This is a genomic window from Methanobrevibacter sp. V14 (assembly GCF_963082475.1).
In the GTDB taxonomy this organism is placed as follows: domain Archaea; phylum Methanobacteriota; class Methanobacteria; order Methanobacteriales; family Methanobacteriaceae; genus Methanocatella.
Window position 1 is genome coordinate 71376 of sequence record NZ_CAUJAM010000007.1, and the last position, 19237, is coordinate 90612.

The 19237-nt window shown below is 31.2% G+C and carries 23 protein-coding genes; 18 read left to right on the forward strand and 5 right to left on the reverse strand.

Going from position 1 to position 19237, the window contains the following annotated elements; translation table 11 throughout:
- The first annotated feature begins 302 nt into the window (after window positions 1-302).
- The 14 genes from gatC (at window position 303) to Q9968_RS04385 (ending at window position 11678) form a co-directional block, all read left to right on the forward strand.
- Window positions 303-518 (forward strand): Asp-tRNA(Asn) amidotransferase subunit GatC, encoded by a 216-nt coding sequence (gatC, locus tag Q9968_RS04320; protein ID WP_305513821.1) that lies wholly within the window; start codon window positions 303-305, stop codon window positions 516-518.
- Window positions 519-529: 11 nt separating this feature from the next.
- The gene (locus Q9968_RS04325; protein WP_305513823.1) at window positions 530-1015 is read left to right on the forward strand and encodes an amino acid-binding protein; all 486 of its coding nucleotides are present in this window, start codon (window positions 530-532) and stop codon (window positions 1013-1015) included.
- A gap of 7 nt (window positions 1016-1022) precedes the next feature.
- A complete protein-coding gene (locus Q9968_RS04330; RefSeq protein WP_305513825.1) occupies window positions 1023-2042 on the forward strand; it encodes a homoserine dehydrogenase in 1020 nt (339 codons plus the stop codon).
- Between the two features lie 22 nt (window positions 2043-2064).
- A complete protein-coding gene (locus Q9968_RS04335) occupies window positions 2065-3276 on the forward strand; it encodes a cofactor-independent phosphoglycerate mutase (RefSeq protein ID WP_305513827.1) in 1212 nt (403 codons plus the stop codon).
- A gap of 17 nt (window positions 3277-3293) precedes the next feature.
- Window positions 3294-3929, forward strand: coding sequence for a flavodoxin family protein (locus tag Q9968_RS04340; protein ID WP_305513829.1), 636 nt, complete (start codon window positions 3294-3296; stop codon window positions 3927-3929).
- 3 nt (window positions 3930-3932) lie between these two features.
- Window positions 3933-5288: an MATE family efflux transporter gene (locus Q9968_RS04345; RefSeq protein WP_305513831.1), complete on the forward strand. Its 1356-nt coding sequence runs from the start codon at window positions 3933-3935 to the stop codon at window positions 5286-5288.
- A 60-nt stretch (window positions 5289-5348) separates the two neighbouring features.
- Window positions 5349-5693, forward strand: coding sequence for a GNAT family N-acetyltransferase (locus Q9968_RS04350; protein ID WP_342765945.1), 345 nt, complete (start codon window positions 5349-5351; stop codon window positions 5691-5693).
- A 4-nt stretch (window positions 5694-5697) separates the two neighbouring features.
- A complete protein-coding gene (locus Q9968_RS04355; protein WP_305513833.1) occupies window positions 5698-6474 on the forward strand; it encodes an alpha/beta hydrolase family protein in 777 nt (258 codons plus the stop codon).
- 8 nt (window positions 6475-6482) lie between these two features.
- Window positions 6483-6848 (forward strand): hypothetical protein, encoded by a 366-nt coding sequence (locus Q9968_RS04360; protein ID WP_305513835.1) that lies wholly within the window; start codon window positions 6483-6485, stop codon window positions 6846-6848.
- A gap of 113 nt (window positions 6849-6961) precedes the next feature.
- Entirely contained in the window at window positions 6962-8581 is a 1620-nt protein-coding gene (locus Q9968_RS04365) for a CTP synthase (protein WP_305514348.1), read from the forward strand.
- Window positions 8582-8846: 265 nt separating this feature from the next.
- Window positions 8847-9716: a prepilin peptidase gene (locus Q9968_RS04370; RefSeq protein WP_305513837.1), complete on the forward strand. Its 870-nt coding sequence runs from the start codon at window positions 8847-8849 to the stop codon at window positions 9714-9716.
- Window positions 9716-10150 (forward strand): class III signal peptide-containing protein, encoded by a 435-nt coding sequence (locus tag Q9968_RS04375; protein ID WP_305513839.1) that lies wholly within the window; start codon window positions 9716-9718, stop codon window positions 10148-10150. Before Q9968_RS04370 ends, Q9968_RS04375 begins: the two co-directional genes overlap by 1 nt.
- A gap of 60 nt (window positions 10151-10210) precedes the next feature.
- Window positions 10211-11002 carry a hypothetical protein gene (locus Q9968_RS04380; protein WP_305513842.1) on the forward strand — a complete coding sequence of 264 codons (792 nt, stop codon included), beginning with the start codon at window positions 10211-10213 and terminating at the stop codon, window positions 11000-11002.
- A gap of 1 nt (window position 11003) precedes the next feature.
- Window positions 11004-11678: a TIGR00289 family protein gene (locus tag Q9968_RS04385; RefSeq protein WP_305513844.1), complete on the forward strand. Its 675-nt coding sequence runs from the start codon at window positions 11004-11006 to the stop codon at window positions 11676-11678.
- Here the strand turns inward: Q9968_RS04385 and Q9968_RS04390 are convergent.
- Genes Q9968_RS04390 through Q9968_RS04400 form a run of 3 tightly spaced genes read right to left on the reverse strand, consistent with a single transcriptional unit; the run spans window position 11665 to window position 13346 of the window.
- Window positions 11665-12207: a nucleoside monophosphate kinase gene (locus Q9968_RS04390; RefSeq protein WP_305513846.1), complete on the reverse strand. Its 543-nt coding sequence runs from the start codon at window positions 12205-12207 to the stop codon at window positions 11665-11667. The genes Q9968_RS04385 and Q9968_RS04390 overlap by 14 nt on opposite strands.
- A gap of 5 nt (window positions 12208-12212) precedes the next feature.
- Entirely contained in the window at window positions 12213-12950 is a 738-nt protein-coding gene (locus Q9968_RS04395) for a phosphopantothenate/pantothenate synthetase (protein ID WP_305513848.1), read from the reverse strand.
- Window positions 12951-12962: 12 nt separating this feature from the next.
- Window positions 12963-13346: a hypothetical protein gene (locus Q9968_RS04400; protein WP_305513850.1), complete on the reverse strand. Its 384-nt coding sequence runs from the start codon at window positions 13344-13346 to the stop codon at window positions 12963-12965.
- A 389-nt stretch (window positions 13347-13735) separates the two neighbouring features.
- On the opposite strand from Q9968_RS04400, the gene Q9968_RS04405 reads away from it, so the two are divergent.
- Both Q9968_RS04405 and Q9968_RS04410 read left to right on the forward strand, forming a co-directional pair.
- Window positions 13736-14782 carry a ribonuclease H-like domain-containing protein gene (locus Q9968_RS04405; protein ID WP_305513852.1) on the forward strand — a complete coding sequence of 349 codons (1047 nt, stop codon included), beginning with the start codon at window positions 13736-13738 and terminating at the stop codon, window positions 14780-14782.
- A gap of 1 nt (window position 14783) precedes the next feature.
- Window positions 14784-16301, forward strand: coding sequence for a HEAT repeat domain-containing protein (locus Q9968_RS04410; protein WP_305513854.1), 1518 nt, complete (start codon window positions 14784-14786; stop codon window positions 16299-16301).
- On the opposite strand, the gene Q9968_RS04415 is transcribed toward Q9968_RS04410, so the two are convergent.
- Window positions 16296-17051: a 4Fe-4S binding protein gene (locus Q9968_RS04415; RefSeq protein WP_305513856.1), complete on the reverse strand. Its 756-nt coding sequence runs from the start codon at window positions 17049-17051 to the stop codon at window positions 16296-16298. The genes Q9968_RS04410 and Q9968_RS04415 overlap by 6 nt on opposite strands.
- Before the next feature lie 105 nt (window positions 17052-17156).
- On the opposite strand from Q9968_RS04415, the gene Q9968_RS04420 reads away from it, so the two are divergent.
- On the forward strand, window positions 17157-18188 hold the full coding sequence (locus Q9968_RS04420; protein ID WP_305513858.1) for a M42 family metallopeptidase: 1032 nt from the start codon (window positions 17157-17159) through the stop codon (window positions 18186-18188).
- A gap of 172 nt (window positions 18189-18360) precedes the next feature.
- On the opposite strand, the gene tsaA is transcribed toward Q9968_RS04420, so the two are convergent.
- Window positions 18361-18846: a tRNA (N6-threonylcarbamoyladenosine(37)-N6)-methyltransferase TrmO gene (gene tsaA, locus Q9968_RS04425; RefSeq protein ID WP_305513860.1), complete on the reverse strand. Its 486-nt coding sequence runs from the start codon at window positions 18844-18846 to the stop codon at window positions 18361-18363.
- A gap of 157 nt (window positions 18847-19003) precedes the next feature.
- Between tsaA and Q9968_RS04430 the strand changes: the two genes are divergently transcribed.
- Window positions 19004-19210 carry a molybdopterin-binding protein gene (locus tag Q9968_RS04430; RefSeq protein ID WP_305513862.1) on the forward strand — a complete coding sequence of 69 codons (207 nt, stop codon included), beginning with the start codon at window positions 19004-19006 and terminating at the stop codon, window positions 19208-19210.
- Window positions 19211-19237: the final 27 nt, after the last annotated feature.

Sequence of the window (19237 nt, forward strand, 5' to 3'; positions counted from 1 at the left end):
TGTGTCCTGTTCCATCCAATGGCAACTAATTTTACATTTTGATGGATGCATAAAATTAATATAATACAAACAATAAATTAGAAATAGCTTATTATAAAACTCCTAAAAACATATTACGAAATTATTTAAAATATATAATGAAATTTTAAAGAGATTCAACCTGAAATCATGATTTTGGAACATACACAATGTGAATATCTAAAAATCACACAAGTTTTTGAAAGAGCCTAAAAGTGCCAATTTATTAATATTAAAAAACATAATACTTATATTATTGATTAATATTAAAGGAGTTTTAATATATGACAATCGAAAAAGATGCTGAAGAGATTATAGAAAAATTTTCAAAAACATTAGAAAACATTCCCGATTCAGATGAAACTTGGTATATTACTGATAATTTAAACTTAACTCGTGAAGATAAATCTAGTGAAAAAAATCCTGAGAAGATATTAAGAAATGCAAATATTGATAAAGAGGGAAACCTCATTGTAAAAAGAGCTGATTGGACAAATTAAGAGGGTTTTATATGAGAATGGACTTAGTTCTAGAACTTATGGATGTTCCGGGGCAATTAGTTAAAGCATTAGAACCAATAAGTAGTTTAGGTGCTAATCTTGTAACTGTTGTCCACAAAAGGGATTATAAAAATGATAATGGAATGGTTCCAGTTCAATTAACTCTTGAAGGGGAACATGAAGATTTAAAAAATGTTGTTAATAGATTTGAAGATTTAGGATTTACCATTATTGAAATGGATGGGGTTGTTAAAAAAGAAAAAATCACCACTATCTTCTTTGGCCACATCGTAGATCAAGACTTAAGAGACACTATGGATAGAATCAATGAACTTGCAGGTGTTGAAATTGTAGCTTTTGATATTATATTAAATGGTGAAGAGAAATCCACAGCTTTAATTAATATTGAATCGGATGTGGGTAAAAAACAAATCATATTTAATAGAATTGAAGAAATTGCAGGAGAAAAAGATTTGCTAGTTATTAATGAAGTATAGGGATATTATGGATGAATGTAAAGTCATTATCATGGGATTTGGTTCTGTAGGACAAGGTGTTGCTAATGCACTTTCCATGAAAAAAGATTTAATTAAAGATAAAACTGGTTTTGCAGTGAAAGTTGTTGCGGCAGCTGATTCATCTTCGTCTGCAATATCACAAGATGGCTTAGATGAAGAATTGCTCCTACAAACCAAAAAAGAAAAAGGAAATTTATCAGCTTACCCAGAATTCGGGTCTAATAAACATGGTGCGGATGTTTTAGATACTGTTGAATATGATTGTCTTATCGAAGCAACTCCTACAAATATCGTTGATGCAGAACCTGCACTTTCACTAACATTTAAAGCGTTTGAACAAGGAAAAGATGTAGTAACATCAAATAAAGGACATTTAGCACTTAAATTCAAAGAGGTAGTTGAAGCGGCTGAAATGGCTGGTGTGGAATTTAAATATGAAGCTAGTGTTGGCGGATCTATGCCTATTATTAATTTTACAAAAGAAACTTTATCCTCTTGTGATATTAGATCAATTAAAGGTATTCTAAATGGCACTACAAATTATATTTTATCAAGGATGACTTCTGAAGGTTCTGATTATGAAGTTATTTTAAAAGAATCACAGGAATTGGGTATTGCAGAAACTGACCCAACTCAAGATGTTGAAGGTATTGATGCGGCTTGTAAAACAGTGATTTTAGCAAATTCACTTTTAGGAATTGATGCAACATATGATGATGTTAAGGTTGAAGGTATTTCAAATATTAATGCACAAGCTATTGAATTGGCTAAAAAAGATGATTATTTAATTAAATTAATAGCTGAAATATCTCCTGAAAACTTACAAGTATCTCCTCGTCTGGTTAAAAGAGGAAGTTCTTATGATGTAAGCGGTACTTTAAATATGGCTACAATCAAAACAGATTTGGCTGATGAAGTATCTGTGATTGGTCTTGGAGCAGGTTCTCTTGAAACTGCTTCTGCGATGTTAACTGATTTAATTGGTAGTTTAAAAAATAAATACTAATTTTCATACTTTTTTTGATAACATGAAATACGTAATATTTATTCCAGATGGATCTAGTGATTATCCAATAGATGAATTAGATGGAAAAACCCCACTAAAAGCAGCTAATACTCCAAATATTGATAAATTAGCTAAAAAAGGATTTGGAGGATTTACAAACAATGTTCCTGAACAATACACTCCAGGTTCTGATGTTGCTAATATGAGCATTTTTGGATACAATCCTGCTGATTACTATACTGGTCGCGGACCATTAGAAGCAGGCAGTGAAGGTATTCCAACAACACCTGCTGATGTAATTTTTAGATGTAACACAATATATAGTGAAAATGGATCTATGGATGACTTTAATGCAGGCCATATTTCAACTGAGGAAGCAGATGAGTTAATGAATGGATTAAATGAATATTTCACTCAAAAATATGCTGATTTTAAAGGTAAATTTTACACTGGTGTAAGTTACAGACATTTATTCATATATTCCTGTGACAGTATAAAAGATGCTGAGGTATTATCTGGTATTAAAACAATACCTCCTCATGATATTTCCGGTGAAAAATTAGTAGATAACTTATTTGGGGAGTGTGAATTAGCTGAAGAAATTCAAAGTATAATGTTTGAAGCAGGTGAATACCTTAAAGACCATGAAGTCAACAAAAAAAGAGAAGTGCCTGCAAATATGATATGGTTTTGGGGACAAGGAGTAACTCCAAGTTTACCTAACTTTGAAGAAACTTACGGTATCACTGCTTCTGTTATCACTGGTGTTGATTTACTTAAAGGTATTGGGAACTTTGCAGGAATGAATATTGTTGATGTGCCAGGTGCTACTGGATATTTTGACACCGACTATAAAGCAAAGGGCCAATATGGTATTGAAGCTTTAAAAGAAACTGATTTGTTGCTGATCCATATTGAATCGCCTGATGAAGCAGGACATGCTCAAAATATTGAGGAAAAAATTAAAGCTCTTGAAAGAATCGATGAATTCATTGTTGGACCCATTATTGAAAGTTTAGAAGGTAAATCATATAGGGGAGCAATATTGCCTGACCATCCTACACCGATTAGCCTTGGAACTCATACTCGTGATAATGTGCCTATTGTCATATTCGATTCCCAACGTGATGGGGATGAATGTGAATCATTTGATGAGGAAGGTGTTAAAAAAGGTTCCCTTGAATTTAGACAGGGACATTTCTTAGTTCAGAGATTAATTAATGGAGACTTTTAGATTAGGGGAGTAGTTATATGAAAGTATTGTTAGTTAATGGAAGTCCTAATAAAAAGGGTTGCACTTACACTGCATTAAATGAGGTTGCAAATACCTTAAATGATGAAGGATTTGAAACTGAAATCTTTTGGATTGAAACGAAACCAATAACTGGATGCATTGCTTGCGGTAAATGTGGTGATTTGGGAAAATGCATATTTGATAATGATGTTGTAAATGAATTTGTAAAAAAAGCGTACGATGCAGATGCATTTGTATTTGGTTCACCGGTTTATTATGCAGGAGCAAACGGCTCTATGACTTCATTTTTAGACCGTGCATTTTATTCAAACTCACACGGTGCTGGAGCAAAAGCGTTTAAACATAAACCTGGAGCGGTAGTATGTTCTGCAAGGAGAGCTGGAACCACTGCAACTTATGATCAACTAATCAAATATTTGGGAATTTCTCAGATGCCGATTATTTCATCATTTTATTGGAATATGGTTCATGGAAATGCTCCTGAAGAGGTCATGCAAGATGAAGAAGGTTTAGGAACTATGAGACAGTTAGCTTATAATATGGCGTTTTTCTTAAAATGCATAAAAGCAGGTGCCAGTGAAGGCATAACTCCAACTGAAATATCTAAACCTCGTACAAACTTTATAAGATAATTTATGAATTTATTTAAAACTCCTGAAAATTATTTATATACAAATAAAGCATTGCTATACTTATTCATTCCACTTCTAATAGAATATGCTTTAGAGTTTTTTGTAGGTCTGGCTGATTCTATAATGGTGGCATCTCTTGGCGAAGCGGCAATATCGGGAGTTTCACTAGTTGATTTTTTAGTTCAACTACTTATTTTTTCTTTCTCAGCACTTGCAACAGGTGGTGCGGTTGTAGCAGGTCAGTATTTAGGTGATAAACAAATAGACAAAGCTCAAGATTCCGCCACTCAACTTGTTTGGTTTTCAACAATCCTATCCACTGTTTTAATGATATTGGTAATCCTTTTAAGACAAATCTTAATAGGTGCTTTATTTGGACAAATTGAAGCTGAGGTGTGGCATAATGCAGATATGTATTTATATATTGTAGCATTATCAATTCCGTTTATTGCAATATACAATGCGGGAGCGGCTATTTTTAGAACCACTAATAATGCCACATTGCCTATGAAAGTATTGGTTATTTGCGATGTATTAAATGTTGTTGGAAATGCAATTTGTATTTATTATCTTGGTTGGGATGTGAGGGGTGTAGCTATTCCAACATTAATCTCAAGGGTTTTATCAGCATTATTGATATTGCACTTTGTAGTGAATGAAAACTATAAACTGCATATTAAAAGAACTTTTAAGCATAAGTTCGACTTTAACATACTTAAAAAAGTATTGCAAGTCGGCATTCCATATGGTGTTGAAAATGGACTATTCCAATTAGGTCGTGTTTTAGTTTTAAGTTTAGTTTCAACATTTGGAACAATGGCGATAGCTGCTAACTCTGTTGGTTATGCTATTGGAATCTTTTCAGTATTGCCCGGTTTTGCAATCAATTTAGGTTTGACTGCAGTGATATCTAACTGTGTTGGAGCAAATGACTATGAACAAGCAAGATATTATAATAAAAAATGTTTGGTGATGGTGTTAATATCTCATGTTGTTATTAATTTAATTATATTTGCCCTATTACCTGCAGTATTGGGAATTTACAATTTATCTGCTCAGACTGCTCAAATGACTACTGAAATGGTAATATGGCATTGTATTTTTGCAATTGTAATTTGGCCATTGTCATTTACTCTTCCCTCAACATTTAGAGGTGCAGGAGATTCAAAATCCGTAATGTATATAAGTTTGGCAGTAATGTTCATATGCAGAATTGGATTTTCATATGTTATTGCAGACTGGATGGGTATTGGAGTGTTTGGAACATGGATTGCCATGTTTATCGATTGGTATGTAAGAGCAGGAATTTATATTTACAGATATTTTTCAAATAAATGGACAGAATATAGGGTGGTTTAAATTAGAGTACAAATTACTTATAAAAATACACATAATTTTTCTAAAAGACAACTGGAAGAGCTGTTTAATTCATTCGAGTCAGATGAAGGGAAATTTCCAGAAAAACTTGCAATAACTATGAAAAATTATGATTCAATCTTTTCGGCTTGGGACGGTGAAGATCTTGTTGGTGTGGTTTGCGTTATGGATGATGGGCTAATTAATGCTTATGTCCATTATTTGCTTGTAAAGCCGGAATATCGATTAAAGGGAATTGGAAAACAATTGGCTGAACGAGTCAAAAATCATTATAAAGATTATTTACATATAGTTATTATTGCTAATGATAGCGAACTTAGGTTTTATGAATACTGCGGATTTGAAAAATTACAAAACTCAACTCCAATGCATGTAATAAATAGGTGATTAAATGGTTTTATTTAGAGGAGATATAAAGTGTAAAAGCTTACAAAGACGCACATCAATTAGTGTAATATTGCCATCTGATAATATTCATTTTTTAGAAGATAGGGAAGAAATTGTACCGCAACCTTACAAAACATTGTATTTACTTCATGGATTATATGGTAGTGATGATATAATCCTTGCAAACACTTCTGTTCAAAAATTTGCTGAAGATAGTGGAATAGCTATTGTAATTCCTTGTGGAGACAATAGTTTTTATCTAGACAATAAAAAAGCACATGCTCATTATGGCAGATATGTTGGTCAGGAATTATTGGACATTACAAGAAACATATTTCCACTTTCTCACAAAAGGGAAGACACATTCATTGCCGGATTTTCAATGGGCGGTTATGGGGCTGTTAGAAATGGGTTAAAGTATTCTAAAAATTTCTCAAAAATTGGAATGATTTCACCAGCACTGATTACTGATGATCTGGTTAACTATACTGATGATAACAATGTTTTATACTCAAAAGAGTTTTATGAATCAATTTTTGGTGATTTGGATAAAATTGAAGGCTCCGATATTAATCCAAGATATTTAATTGAGCATACTGAGGATATTCCGGATATTTATCTCGCTTGCGGTATTGATGACTTTTTATTTAGTAAATGTGCTGATTTTTATTTGTTTTTAAGAGAAAAAGAAATTGATGCTACTTTTGTTGGTGATGAAGGGGAACATACTTGGGAATTTTTTGACAAATACATCAAAGAATTTATTAAAACATTAATTTAGTGATAATTATGTACTGTCCTAATTGTGGTAATGAACTTGATGAAGATGATTATTGTGATTGCTGCAGAGAATTTATAGACACTTCAGATGATGAGGAAATGGATATTTGGCAAGATGAACCAGATTACGATTCAATGATAAATAATGGAGAGGAAATCTGTTTAAATTGTACATATTGGAGTGTAAGTCCTTATGGTGCATCCTATGGAATGATTTGTCGCAGAGGCAATGGCCAAACAGACCCTGATGATACCTGTTTTGAATTTGTAAAATCCCATTATTTTGCAAATTATGGTGGTGATGGCCAGTATCAGTTTGATGAAACTTCAAGATCTATTGCAAATAAGTTATATTATTGGAAAAATAGCAGATGATAAAATATCCTCGAAAATGTTAATAAGATTATACCACATGTTTTTGAAAGATAATTTTTTAGATAAATTAAAATTTTTATATACGATGAAATACTAAAATTATAATATAATTAATTGGAGAGATTTTTCTGACAAAGTATATAATTATAACTGGTGGGGTTGTTAGTTCAATCGGAAAAGGCATAACCTCTGCATCTATGGGTAGAATTTTAAGGTCTTATGGTTTGAAAGTTTCAGCTATTAAGATAGACCCTTATTTAAACTGGGATTCCGGAACACTCAATCCATATCAGCATGGTGAAGTATATGTTACTTCAGATGGTATGGAAACTGACTTGGATCTTGGACATTATGAAAGATTTTTAGATGTTGAACTTAAAGGACTAGCAAATATTACAACGGGCAAAGTTTATGAATCTGTAATTGCTAAAGAACGTGAAGGAGGATATCTTGGCGAATGTGTACAAGTAATTCCGCATATTACCAATCGCATCAAAGAAATGATTAGGATAACTTCTGAAAGTGATGATAATTACGATGTAGTTTTAATCGAGCTTGGAGGTACTGTTGGCGATATTGAAAGTCAGCCTTTCCTTGAAGCATTAAGACAACTTAGAAATGAGGAAGGTCGAGAAAACGTTATGTTTGTCCATGTTACATTTATTCCCTACCTAAATGCAGCTGGAGAATTTAAAACCAAACCGACTCAACATTCTACAAAAGAATTAAGAAGTGTAGGTATCAATCCTGATGTTATTGTATGTAGATCACAAGAACACATTGATGATGCACTTTTAGCTAAAGTGGCTCACTTTTGTGATGTGGATGTAAATGCTGTAGTGAATACTCCTGATGCAGTTACAATTTACGAGGTTCCTTTAGTTTTAGAAGAACGCAATATTGGCGAGTTAATTGTTAATAGAATTGGTCTTGATATTGAACCGGATTCTTCTAAATTAGATGATTGGGCTAAAATTGTTGATTCTTTAAGAATTCAGGATCCTCAAGTTACTATTGGTATTGTTGGGAAATATGTTGAACTTGAAGATTCATATATTAGCATTCGTGAATCTCTGCTGCATGCAGCTGCAAGTGTCGGTGTTAAAGCTAATATTAAATATTTAAGCTCTGATGTTGAAAAATTGGACAAAAATGCTTTAAAAAGTTTTGACGGCATATTGGTTCCTGGAGGTTTTGGAGAACGTGGTTTTGAAGGCAAATTAGATGCAATAGACTATGCTATTGAGAATAATGTTCCACTATTTGGAATTTGTCTTGGAATGCAGTCTATGGTAACCCAGTTTGCAAGAAGAAATGGATATCCTGATGCAAACAGTTCTGAATTTGATGATAATTTGGAGTTTCCGGTTATTGATATGATGGAAGAGCAAAAGAAAATCAAAGACATGGGTGGAACTATGCGTTTGGGTTCTTATGATTGTAAAATCAGGAAAGGCACTAAAACTTATGAAGCTTATGGTGAAAGTGATATTGAGGAACGTCACAGACATAGATATGAGTTCAACAATGATTTCAGAGAAGAGTTGCAAGAAAAAGGTTTAATAATTTCCGGAACTAGTCATGATGACTTTTTAGTAGAGATTATTGAATTGCCAAATCATTCTTGGGCTATCGGTTGCCAATTCCATCCGGAATTTAAATCAAGACCTAATAGACCACATCCATTATTTAAATCATTTTTAGAAGCTATTAAAGAGTATTCTAAAAATTAATTTTATTTTTTTAATTTTATCCTGTATTTTTTACAGCATTTGTCCTATATTTTTTCAAAAGACATTTATTAAGCTAGGCATTGCTTGTTGTTGGTTTTTTGTTTGTTATAGATGTTTGCTGGAATTTAGATTAAAAATATTTAATGTCTTAAGGCCCAAAAATGAATTAGTTTTTCCAGACACTTTACAATTTTTTAAGTTGAAATCAATTTTACTAGCTTTGATTCTATCTAATTAATATATCCGAAAGTTTAATATTACAATCATGTTTTTCAGCTCTATATTTCTAATTCAGATAATAATAACAATTTTATTTTCAATTTTGGCTGTAATTTTTGATGTTAAAAGCAATATTGTTCCTGATAAATTGACATATTCTTTGCTGTTTTTTGGTTTAATTTCAAATCTGATTTTATCAATAATTTCAAACAATATTAAATTCATTTTAGCTTCATTTATTTCAATGTTTGTAACATATTGTATAACTTATATGTTTTGGATATTGAAAATTTGGGGAGGTGGTGATGTTAAGTTATTCACAGCCATTGCCACAGTAATACCGATAGGATTAAACATTGACTTTTTGAATATTTTTCCTAAATTGTCAATATATCCATTTGCTTTTAGTGTAATCTTAAACAGCATTTTAGTTTCATTCCCATTTTTAATTTTCTTTTTAATTTATTTGATTAGTAAAAATGATGATTTTAAGGATAATCCGTTATTTATCATAACTTTGCTAAATGTTGAAAACTTAAGGAGGTTAATTCATTCATCTCTTAATAAGACTATTGCAATAAAGGATTTAAAGGAAGGGGCAATTGTAAATAACTTTTATTTTAATGATGATAAAATCATAGAGTTAATCGCTGAATTAAATGGCAATCTTGAAATATTTGAAAATAAAGAAGATGATGGATTTAAATACTATTTTAAATCCCAAAGTGCAGGAGGCATCACAAAAGAGGAAATGACACTAATTAAGGTAATGAGCACTGAAAAGTTCATTGGGAATATAATTTCGGTAAAATTGGCATATCCATTCACTCCCTCAATTTTGATAGGACTGTTAATAGCTATATTTTTTGGAGATATTATGATGTTATTTGCAAAAAACATGGTGTTGGTGATATAATGGTTAATGATAATAAAGGACAAGTGGCCTTAGAGTATATTTTGATATTTGCAATATCCTTAATTCTATTAGCTGTTTTTACAATACCTTTAACACAACAAAGTGTTGAAAATACTTTGGATGTCTCAGATGCTTTGAGTTTTCAATCAGATTTATCTAAAATAACTCATGGCATAGAGAAAGTTTATGGCGAAGGTCAAGGATCAAAACAAAGCATTGAAATTATATCTCCAAGAGACATTAAGGTCAGTGTTGCAAATAATTACATTTCATGCAATTTAAAACTTAAAAGTGGTTCATCTAAACTGATTAAGATTAATTATAAATCAACTCTTGAAAAAACCAATATTCATTTAAATAAAGGTGAAAACACAATAATCGTTGAATGGCCGGCAGATAGTGAAAATATGTATATTTATACAAAATTATTTTAACCACCATATTTAATATTTAACATATAAATTAAAATGGCGTGTGAATTTATGGATATTTTAATGACAATTATTTATCTAGTTTTATTCATTATAATGATGATTTTTGTCTTTTCAATAGGTATGTTGAGACACTTCATGCCCAAGCGTGAAATTCTTTTAGTACTTGTAGTAGCATTTTTCATTGGTGCTGTAGGAGGTGCATTCTTTTTACAACCGATTTATGAAGAGTTGCCTGAAATAACAAGTTTTGTTGAGAAAAATATACCTAATAATGAAGAGACTTTATATTTAGATTTATCATCTTCACTAGATACGAATAAACTACATGATGAATTATCTAAAATGGAAGGTTTTAAATCATATGATGAAACTTCGATTTCGATACCGATGTGGGGATTCAATCAAAAGGAGCATGATTACTTTGATGGAATAGTTGGAAATATTGATTCGCATTACAAAAATTATAATGTAACTTCCAATAAGATCAATATTGAACTTGAGGATAATTATACATCTTCACAAGCTTTAAAATCTTTTTCAGATTGGTATAAATTAGTATATGGTGAAACAATTTCATATGCTCAAATTAAAGCAGTTTTAGTTATTGATTCATCACAACTCGATAAATTTAAAGAAGTTTTACTTGAATATGGGGTGGTACCAACTAAGATTGAAGGCCCTGTTCAGGACACTATTAATAGTACAAACTCATCAATGCTTTCAAATTTTGAATTTATTTTAGTATGCGGCGGCTTTGGAATTATTGTTGCAATAATTGGAATTTATATGGATTCTGTTGTTCCAGCTTATAGAAGATTTAAAAAGGCTATAAATACTAAACGTAAACGATAATATGGATGTTGCAATATTATTTTCTGGAGGCAAAGACAGCACTATGGCATTATATGCTGCTTTGGATGCAAAAGAGGATGTCAAGTATCTTCTTTCTGTTAAATCTAAGAATGATGAGTCCTATATGTTCCATGTCCCCAATATTCATATTGCTGATTTGCTATCACAGGCACTTGATATTCCCATGATTTCGGTGGATACTGAAGGCGTTAAAGAAGAGGAGCTTGATGATTTAAGGAATGCTTTTGCCAACCTTAAGAATTTAGGTGTTGAAGCAGTATATACCGGAGCGCTTTATTCTACTTATCAAAAATCTAGAATTGAAAAATTGGGCATTGAAGTCGGTTTAAAGATAATTTCCCCATATTGGCATGTCAATGAACTTGAATACATGCGCAAAATTGTTGATTTGGGGTTTAAAATCATGATTTGTGGTGTTGCCGCTTGGGGATTGGATGAATCTTGGCTGGGTAGAATAATTGACGATGAAACAATAGATGAGCTTTTAGTTTTAAATGAAAAGTATGGTGTTGATATTGCTTTTGAAGGTGGTGAAGCTGAAACCCTTGCAATTGATGGCCCTATTTTTAAAAAGAAAATCAAAATATTAAAATATAAAAAAGAATGGCATCTAGATAGTGGTGTTTATATTATCGAAGATGCTATTTTAGATTGATTTCATCAAAAAAGCTATTAATTTCTTTCTGATAGCTTTCTAAATCATTTTCGTTAATAATAATTTTATCTGAGAGTGAAATAACAGTACCGATGCCGAAATCTAATTCCATTTTATCTCTTCTTTTAAATTCATTATAATCTTGAGAATCATCTTCCCTCATTCTATTTAATAGTCTTTCAAAGCGTAATTTTGGATTTGCAAAAATTGAGAGAATAATAAAATTATCAAAGTTCTTTTTAAACATATTGACTTCTTGTGGGCTTCTAATGCCTTCAACAATAATGGTGTGGGTCTTGTTTTGTTGTTGAATTTCTTTGATTTTTTTGATAGTTAATTCAGATACAATATATTCTCCATGTTCCGCTCTTAAATTTTGAGCGGTTTCCTTTGTACTTTCTCCCCTTTTTTTAGCTTCTTCACGTATAATATCTCCCATACTAACGATTAGTGCACCTTTTTCAATTGCCATATCAGAAACTAAACTTTTTCCAGATCCGGGTAAACCAGATATTCCCATTACTTGCATTATTTTCACTCTTTTAATCTAATTTGTTGTAAGGATTCTTTAAGATTTTCATCATTATCAAATTCATTAACCATTTCCATAAGCACAGCTTTGTCTTGTGTTTTTAAATCTTCAGCTATTTTTGTCATAAATGGAATTGCACGAACAATATTGTCCATAATTGACACATCAGACATCTTTGATGTTCTTGATAGTGGATTTAAATCAATGGTAATTATATTTTTACCAGTTTTCTTTAATATTTCAGCCCGGTCTCCATCTTCCAATGGAATTAATATTGTATCGGCACTGTATATTCCAGTTTTACTAGCAGATGCCCTATTATTTTCAATTTCATTTAAATATTCAATATCGTCATCTAGTGTGCCTAAAATTTCATCATATCCATGGCCTTTATAGATTTGCGTCATGATTTTCACTCTATCGTCGGTACGGTAAAATAGATTAATTTCGATTTTTGCTTTAACACTTTTTGCAAGTTCAATTATTTCATCACAAGCAAGTGCAGTTGTATTTCCATTAACTGAAATCACTGGATTATTTGATAAAAGTAAAACAGCTACTGCTACATACATTGCTCTTTTAGCAGGATATGTTGTTTTCTCTCCAATTAAATAGTCAAATGCTTCTCCTCTGCCATGGGCAATCATCGCTGAATCAGCTAAATAACCTTCTTTTGAGGCAGTTATCATTTTATCTCTTAAAAGTAATGATTCATAGCGAGGATGTGATTTTGGTATCATTTTTTCATCTCCTTATTTTAAATCAATGGTCATTTGCGCTAAGTATCCTAAAAACGTTGTTATCAATAATGTAATTATTGTAATTGAAATAATATGTAGAGAATAATCTCCTGTAATTGAGCTTTGTGCGATGGGTAAAACAAGAATGAATGCATCAAGAATAGTGTCTATTAAAACAAATATTATTCCAACTATTATTCCTTCTATAACTTCATTGGTTTCAATATCTCGAATGTATAGGATTCCAAAAAATCCAGTAACGATGATGGTGATTACTGGAACAATAATATTGATTCCTGGAAGGTTAGAATTAAAAATCGGGTTTAATAGGTGTATTAAGATTGTTGAGATAATCCATATTAAAACTCCATAGATAATAGCTAATTTTAATTTCATTTTTTTTAACCTTAGATTATAATTAATTATATTTTGTTTTGGAAATATTTAATATTTTTCTAAGGTTTTAACTAAAATAAGTGTTTAGGTAGTTAGGCAGTATTGGAGTTTTATCGTTTAACTGCCTAACGGTTTATTTTTAAACTTTAGAGAAACGAATTTTTAAAGTTTTGGGATGGTTAGGTAGTTGAGTTAACTACCTACCAACTTGTTTTACAAGCTTTAGAGAAATGAATTTTAATTTGGCTGTTTAATCTATCTCTCTGACTACGACTGTAGTCAATTATATTATTTGATTGTAGCACTATATAAATGTTATTATATTTTATTAAAATTCAAATATACTTTATTAAAAAATTTATATTATTAGGTTCATAAAGTTAAATTGAATGATGAATGAATATGAATTTGAAAATTATTTGAAGAAATCTTTATCTAACTCAATAAGCTCACAAAACCCTTCAAATGAGGTTAAAAATAAAGCTAGAAAATTATCTCCATCATATTTCAATGATTTAAAAGAGAAACTTTTAATGAAATATGAAGATAAATCATTAAAAGATGTAATGGATTGCAGGAGTTGTAGAACCTCATATGGGGATGTATTAAAAATAACTAAAAAGGAAAAAATTAACTTCAACATTGTAGATAATAATTTCAAAAATCAAATAAACAGTAATTTAAAATTACTTCCGGGAATTGGTCTTAAAACAGAAGAGAACCTTAAGAATAAAGGTTACATGACAATCGAAGAATTAACCTGTCATGATAGATATTCAGATGTTGCGTCCAAATTCATTAGAAATATGGCTGAGTTAAGTTTTTCAGAGCTATTGGATGTGTTGGACAATAATAAATACTCAAAAGAATGTAGGGACAATATAATAAAATGTATAAGTTTAACTGACAGTGAAAACTTCAGATTCATGGATATTGAAACAAAAGGATTGTCAAATGTGCCTATAATTTTAATAGGCGTTGGTGAGATCAAAAACAATAAAATAATCTCCTCGCAATACTTCTTGCAAGACTATGATGAGGAGGCAAGCATTATTGATGCATATTTAAGTCATTTGGATGAAGATTCTATACATGTAACGTTCAACGGAAAAACTTTTGATGTACCTTTTATAAAAAATAGATGTAGATATAATAGAATCAATGCAAACCTAGATTTAGCACATCTGGATTTAATGTATTTTGCAAAACGCCTATGGGCTAAAGACTTACCTAATTGCCGATTGCAAACAATTGAAAGAGAGCTGTTCGGTATTGAACGTGAAGGAGATGTTCCGGGTCAATATATTCCAGGATATTGGGATACTTATAAGGAAAAGAATAATATAGGTCCTGTAGTGCCAATAATAGAGCACAATGCACATGATGTAATTTCACTTGCGAGCTTTTTAGATAAAATGTATAGGGATGTAAATTAAAATGGGATTATTTGATAGATTTAAAAAAAATGATGATGAAAAACAAGAATCTAAACAAGAAAAAGTCATCCCCGATGATTTTGAAATTGATGAAGATCAATTAATTTTAAAAAAAATTGCAACAAGTAGTAAGGACAGATATGAAAGAGCAACTGCCGCTGATAAAATCACTGACCAATATGTTGCACTAGATTTATCTAAAAATGTTAAGGACCGTGTAATAAGATTAATTGCAATCAATAAAGTAAAAGATGAAAGATTGTTAAGGGATGCAGCTGAAAACTCTCAATTTTTCGATGTAAGAAGTTTTGCCTGGGAAAGGCTTGGTGAAAACAATAAATCCATAGCAGAAATTGTAATAAATACCAAAAAAGGTGCTAAAGTTGATGAACTATTTGAAAAAATTGTTGATGAAGAAACCCTTAAATCGATTGCAATAGAAGCTCAAGATAAGCAATATAGAAATGCGGCTATTGAAAAAATCGAAAATGCAAATGTATTATATGATTTAGTGTTTAAAGCAAAAGACAAATCAATAAAAAAATCCTGCATTGAGAAAAAATCTTTTATAAGCGAAGATATCCTTCAAAGAATTGTCATTGAAGATAAGGATGACTCAGTTAAATTTGCAGCTGTTAAAAAAATTAAAAATGAGGATAATCTAGCAAATATTGCACTTAATGAGGATAATGCAAAAATAAGGTCATTGATATTTGATAAAATTGAAAGTATTGGTATTTTGGAAAAAATCGCCTTGAACTCACAAAAATCCGATGTTAAATTAGATCTGGTTCAAAAACTTGATAATGACAAATTACTTGCTCAAATAGCTTTAAATGATTCAGATAACATTGTAAGAAGTGAAGCCGTTAAAAAAATCACTAATGAGGATGTACTGTTAGAACTCATATCCTCTGATGATGACAGATTCGTTCGCCAAATTGCAGTTAAAAACGTGTCTAACCCTCAGGAATTAATTAAAATAGCTTTAAATGATGAAGATTCCTTTGTAAGAAATCATGCAGTAACAAATCCTGCATTAACCAGTGAAGATGATTTTACCTACATTGCTATTAATTCAACTTATGAGGATGTAGCTAATGTGGCTTTAGGTCATATTGGTGATGAGAAAAACTTCATTGATGTTTTGAAAAATGCTAAAGTTGCATCTGTTAGAAAAGCAACTCTTGATAATATTGATGATTTAGAAACATTAATCCGTATAATTTTAGCTAATGAGGATGAAGAATTTTCCATTAAAGTGTTAAATAAGATTAAAGTGGAAAAATGTTTATTTAAAATTTATGAACAACAAATATCTGAAAATATCTCTGTTAGGGCGGTTTCATTAATCAGAAGTCAAAAAATGCTAACTGATATTGCACGAAATGACCCTTCATGGAGAATTCGTGAAACTGCAGTTAAAAAAATAGTAAGTAAAAAAGTATTGAGAGACATTTCTATTAATGATGAAAATGAATATGTTAGGAAAGTTGCAAAAAAGAGGAAGAATTTATAAATAAAATTCAGGCTCTTTTCTTTCACTATTTGCACTTTCAAACACTGGTTTTTTAGCTTCAAATGCTTCTCCAGAAAACATACGGGCATTTTCTGGACAGATATTAATGCATGCTGTACATCTAGTACATAAATCTAGGTCAATATCAATTGGATCAACATCTGGAATTGCATTTTCAGGACAAATATTTATACAGTCATAACAAAAAACACAAACTGATTCATCACAGCTTACAACAAAGGGTAACTGTTTATAATCGCTGTAAGGTTTATTTCCCGGAATTTCAGCAGATAAACTTTCACATGTTTCTAATTTTTCAATACATTTTTGTGAAAATTTATCTATTTTTGCAATATCCTCACTATCAGGTCTTCCAACAGCAACGCCATCAAAAATAGAATGATGGCTCACAGTTGATCCTGCTGCAATAACATTAAAGTTATTTTCATCTAATAAGTCAACTAATTCACGTAATGAATCTGAAATTTGGGTATTGCCATAATTTACAATAGCTATTGCTGGCGTATTGTCTCCTTTTATTTGGGATAACCTTTCACGTGCTGTTTTAGGTATTCTTCCAGAAAAAACAGGCATTACTACAACAGCAATGTCTTCACTTGAAAGAGTTGTAGATGATTTAAAAATCAGTAGGTTATAGCTTTTTTGGTCTTGTTTGAAATTACTGCATATTTGCTCAGCTACTTTTTTACAGGTCCCAGATGGACTAAAAAATATTTTTACAATTGACATACTCTCACCTGATAAGAAATATCTAAATTGAATTATAAAAATGTTAAATTTTTTAGGCGGCATTAAATTATAAATATCATTAAATAGTAAAATTAATTTGGTGATATGATGGAATTAATGAGAGAGCTATCTTTAGCGCCAGGTGTATCTGGTTCAGAAGAAGAAATAGCTAAAATTATTACACGTGAACTTAAAGATGTAGCTGATACAATTGAAACCGACAGTATGGGAAACCTCATTGCAACTAAAAAAGGTGAAAAAAAGGCACCTACTGTAATGTTAGCTTCCCATATGGATGAAATTGGTTTGATGGTAAGATACATTGAGGATAATGGATTTATTAAATTCTCTAACATTGGTGGAATAAACGACCAGATGCTAATGAATCAAACTGTGACAATACACTCCTCAATTGCAGATCCGATTGTAGGTGTAATTGGTTCCAAACCCCCTCATGTAACAACCGCCGAAGAGAAAAACAAAGTTGTTAAATACACTGACATGTTTATTGATATCGGTGCAAAAGACAAAGAAGATGCTGAAAAAATGGTTAGAATTGGGGACAAAATGACCTTTAATTCATTATTTGAAGAATATCCTAATAATTTGGTCATGGGTAAAGCATTGGACAACCGTGTAGGGTGTTATGTGATGGTTGAAGTTTTAAAAAGAGTGGAAACTAGAGCTACTGTATATGGTGTAGGCACTGTTCAAGAAGAGGTAGGTCTTAAAGGAGCTAAAACTTCTGCATTTAAATTAAATCCAGATTTAGCAATTGCACTTGATGTAACATTATCTGGTGATCACCCTGGTATTAAACCAGAAGAAGCGCCTGTTGTAATGGGTAAAGGTCCTGCTATTATTTTAGCAGATGCAAGTGGAAGAGGAATTTTAACCCAACAATCCGTTAAGGATATGCTTATTAAAGCCGGTGATGAAAATGAAATTCCATATCAACTGGAAGTAAGTGATGGTGGAACCACTGATGGAACAGCAATTCACTTAACTCGTGAAGGCATTCCAACTGGTGTTTTGTCTGTTCCTACTCGTTACATACACACTCCTGTAAGTGTATGCAGTATGGAAGATGTTGAAAACACCATCCAATTAATAGTTAAAGCTATAAATGATTTATAAATTTAAATTATTGCATATTCTTTAGAGTGCATAATATTATTTGTAAAAGAAGGCGATTAAAACAGCAATAATTGCCTTATTTTTACTTCAGATTCCAAAACCGTCAGTATTTTTCTGCTGAATAGCAACTGGGTTTTGAATATGCATTGGCAATGTTAAAAAGTTAGATAGATTATTTAAATCTGTCATCTGATTTTTGAGATTTTGCTTTTTGGTGTTTAGTTTCAAACCAGCCGATTTTTAACTCATCGATTGTGTCTTCGTATAATTGAGGAACATATGGTTTAATATCAAGTAGGGGTGTTCCATCTAAAATATCAACATTTTCAATATGTATGGTATTTCCTTCGACTGTATTTACTTTTACAACACTCATTCCTATTCTATTTGGTCTTTTAGGAGATCTTGTTGCAAAAACACCGTGAGTATCATTGTCCATGAAAGGTTTTACTTCAAGCAAGTATCCTTCGACTTTGTGTAATAAATAGAGTATATGGATATGTGAGAAATCATCTAGGTCTTTAATGCCGTCTACATATTTGTCTTTTATTTCAATTGTTCCTTTGATTCCTTTTGCTCCGGTTGGTTGAATTGGCATTCCTTCTATTTGGGTGAATTCAGTATGGATTGTACCAATTGATTCTAATTCGATGTTCATATTTTCATATTCGTTCTTATCATTATTAAATTATACTTTTTTACGATATGAATTAAATCAGGTAATCGATTTTAAAATTCTTTATTCATCTAAAAGCGAAATATTTATATATAATTCGATACAATTTATTAATATAAAAATATAATGTGGTGAAAAAATGGAACTTAGTGCAAGAAATCAATTAAAAGGTAAAATTGTCAGTGTAGATAAAGGTGCCGTTATGGCAAACGTTAAGATTGAAGTAACTGAACCTAGTACTGTTACTGCTGCTATTACTAAGGAGTCAGTAGAGAACTTAGGTTTAAGTGAAGGTGATGAGGTTTGTGCAATTATCAAATCCACTGAAGTGATTATTGGGAAATAGGATTTAATATCCTATTAATCCTAATAA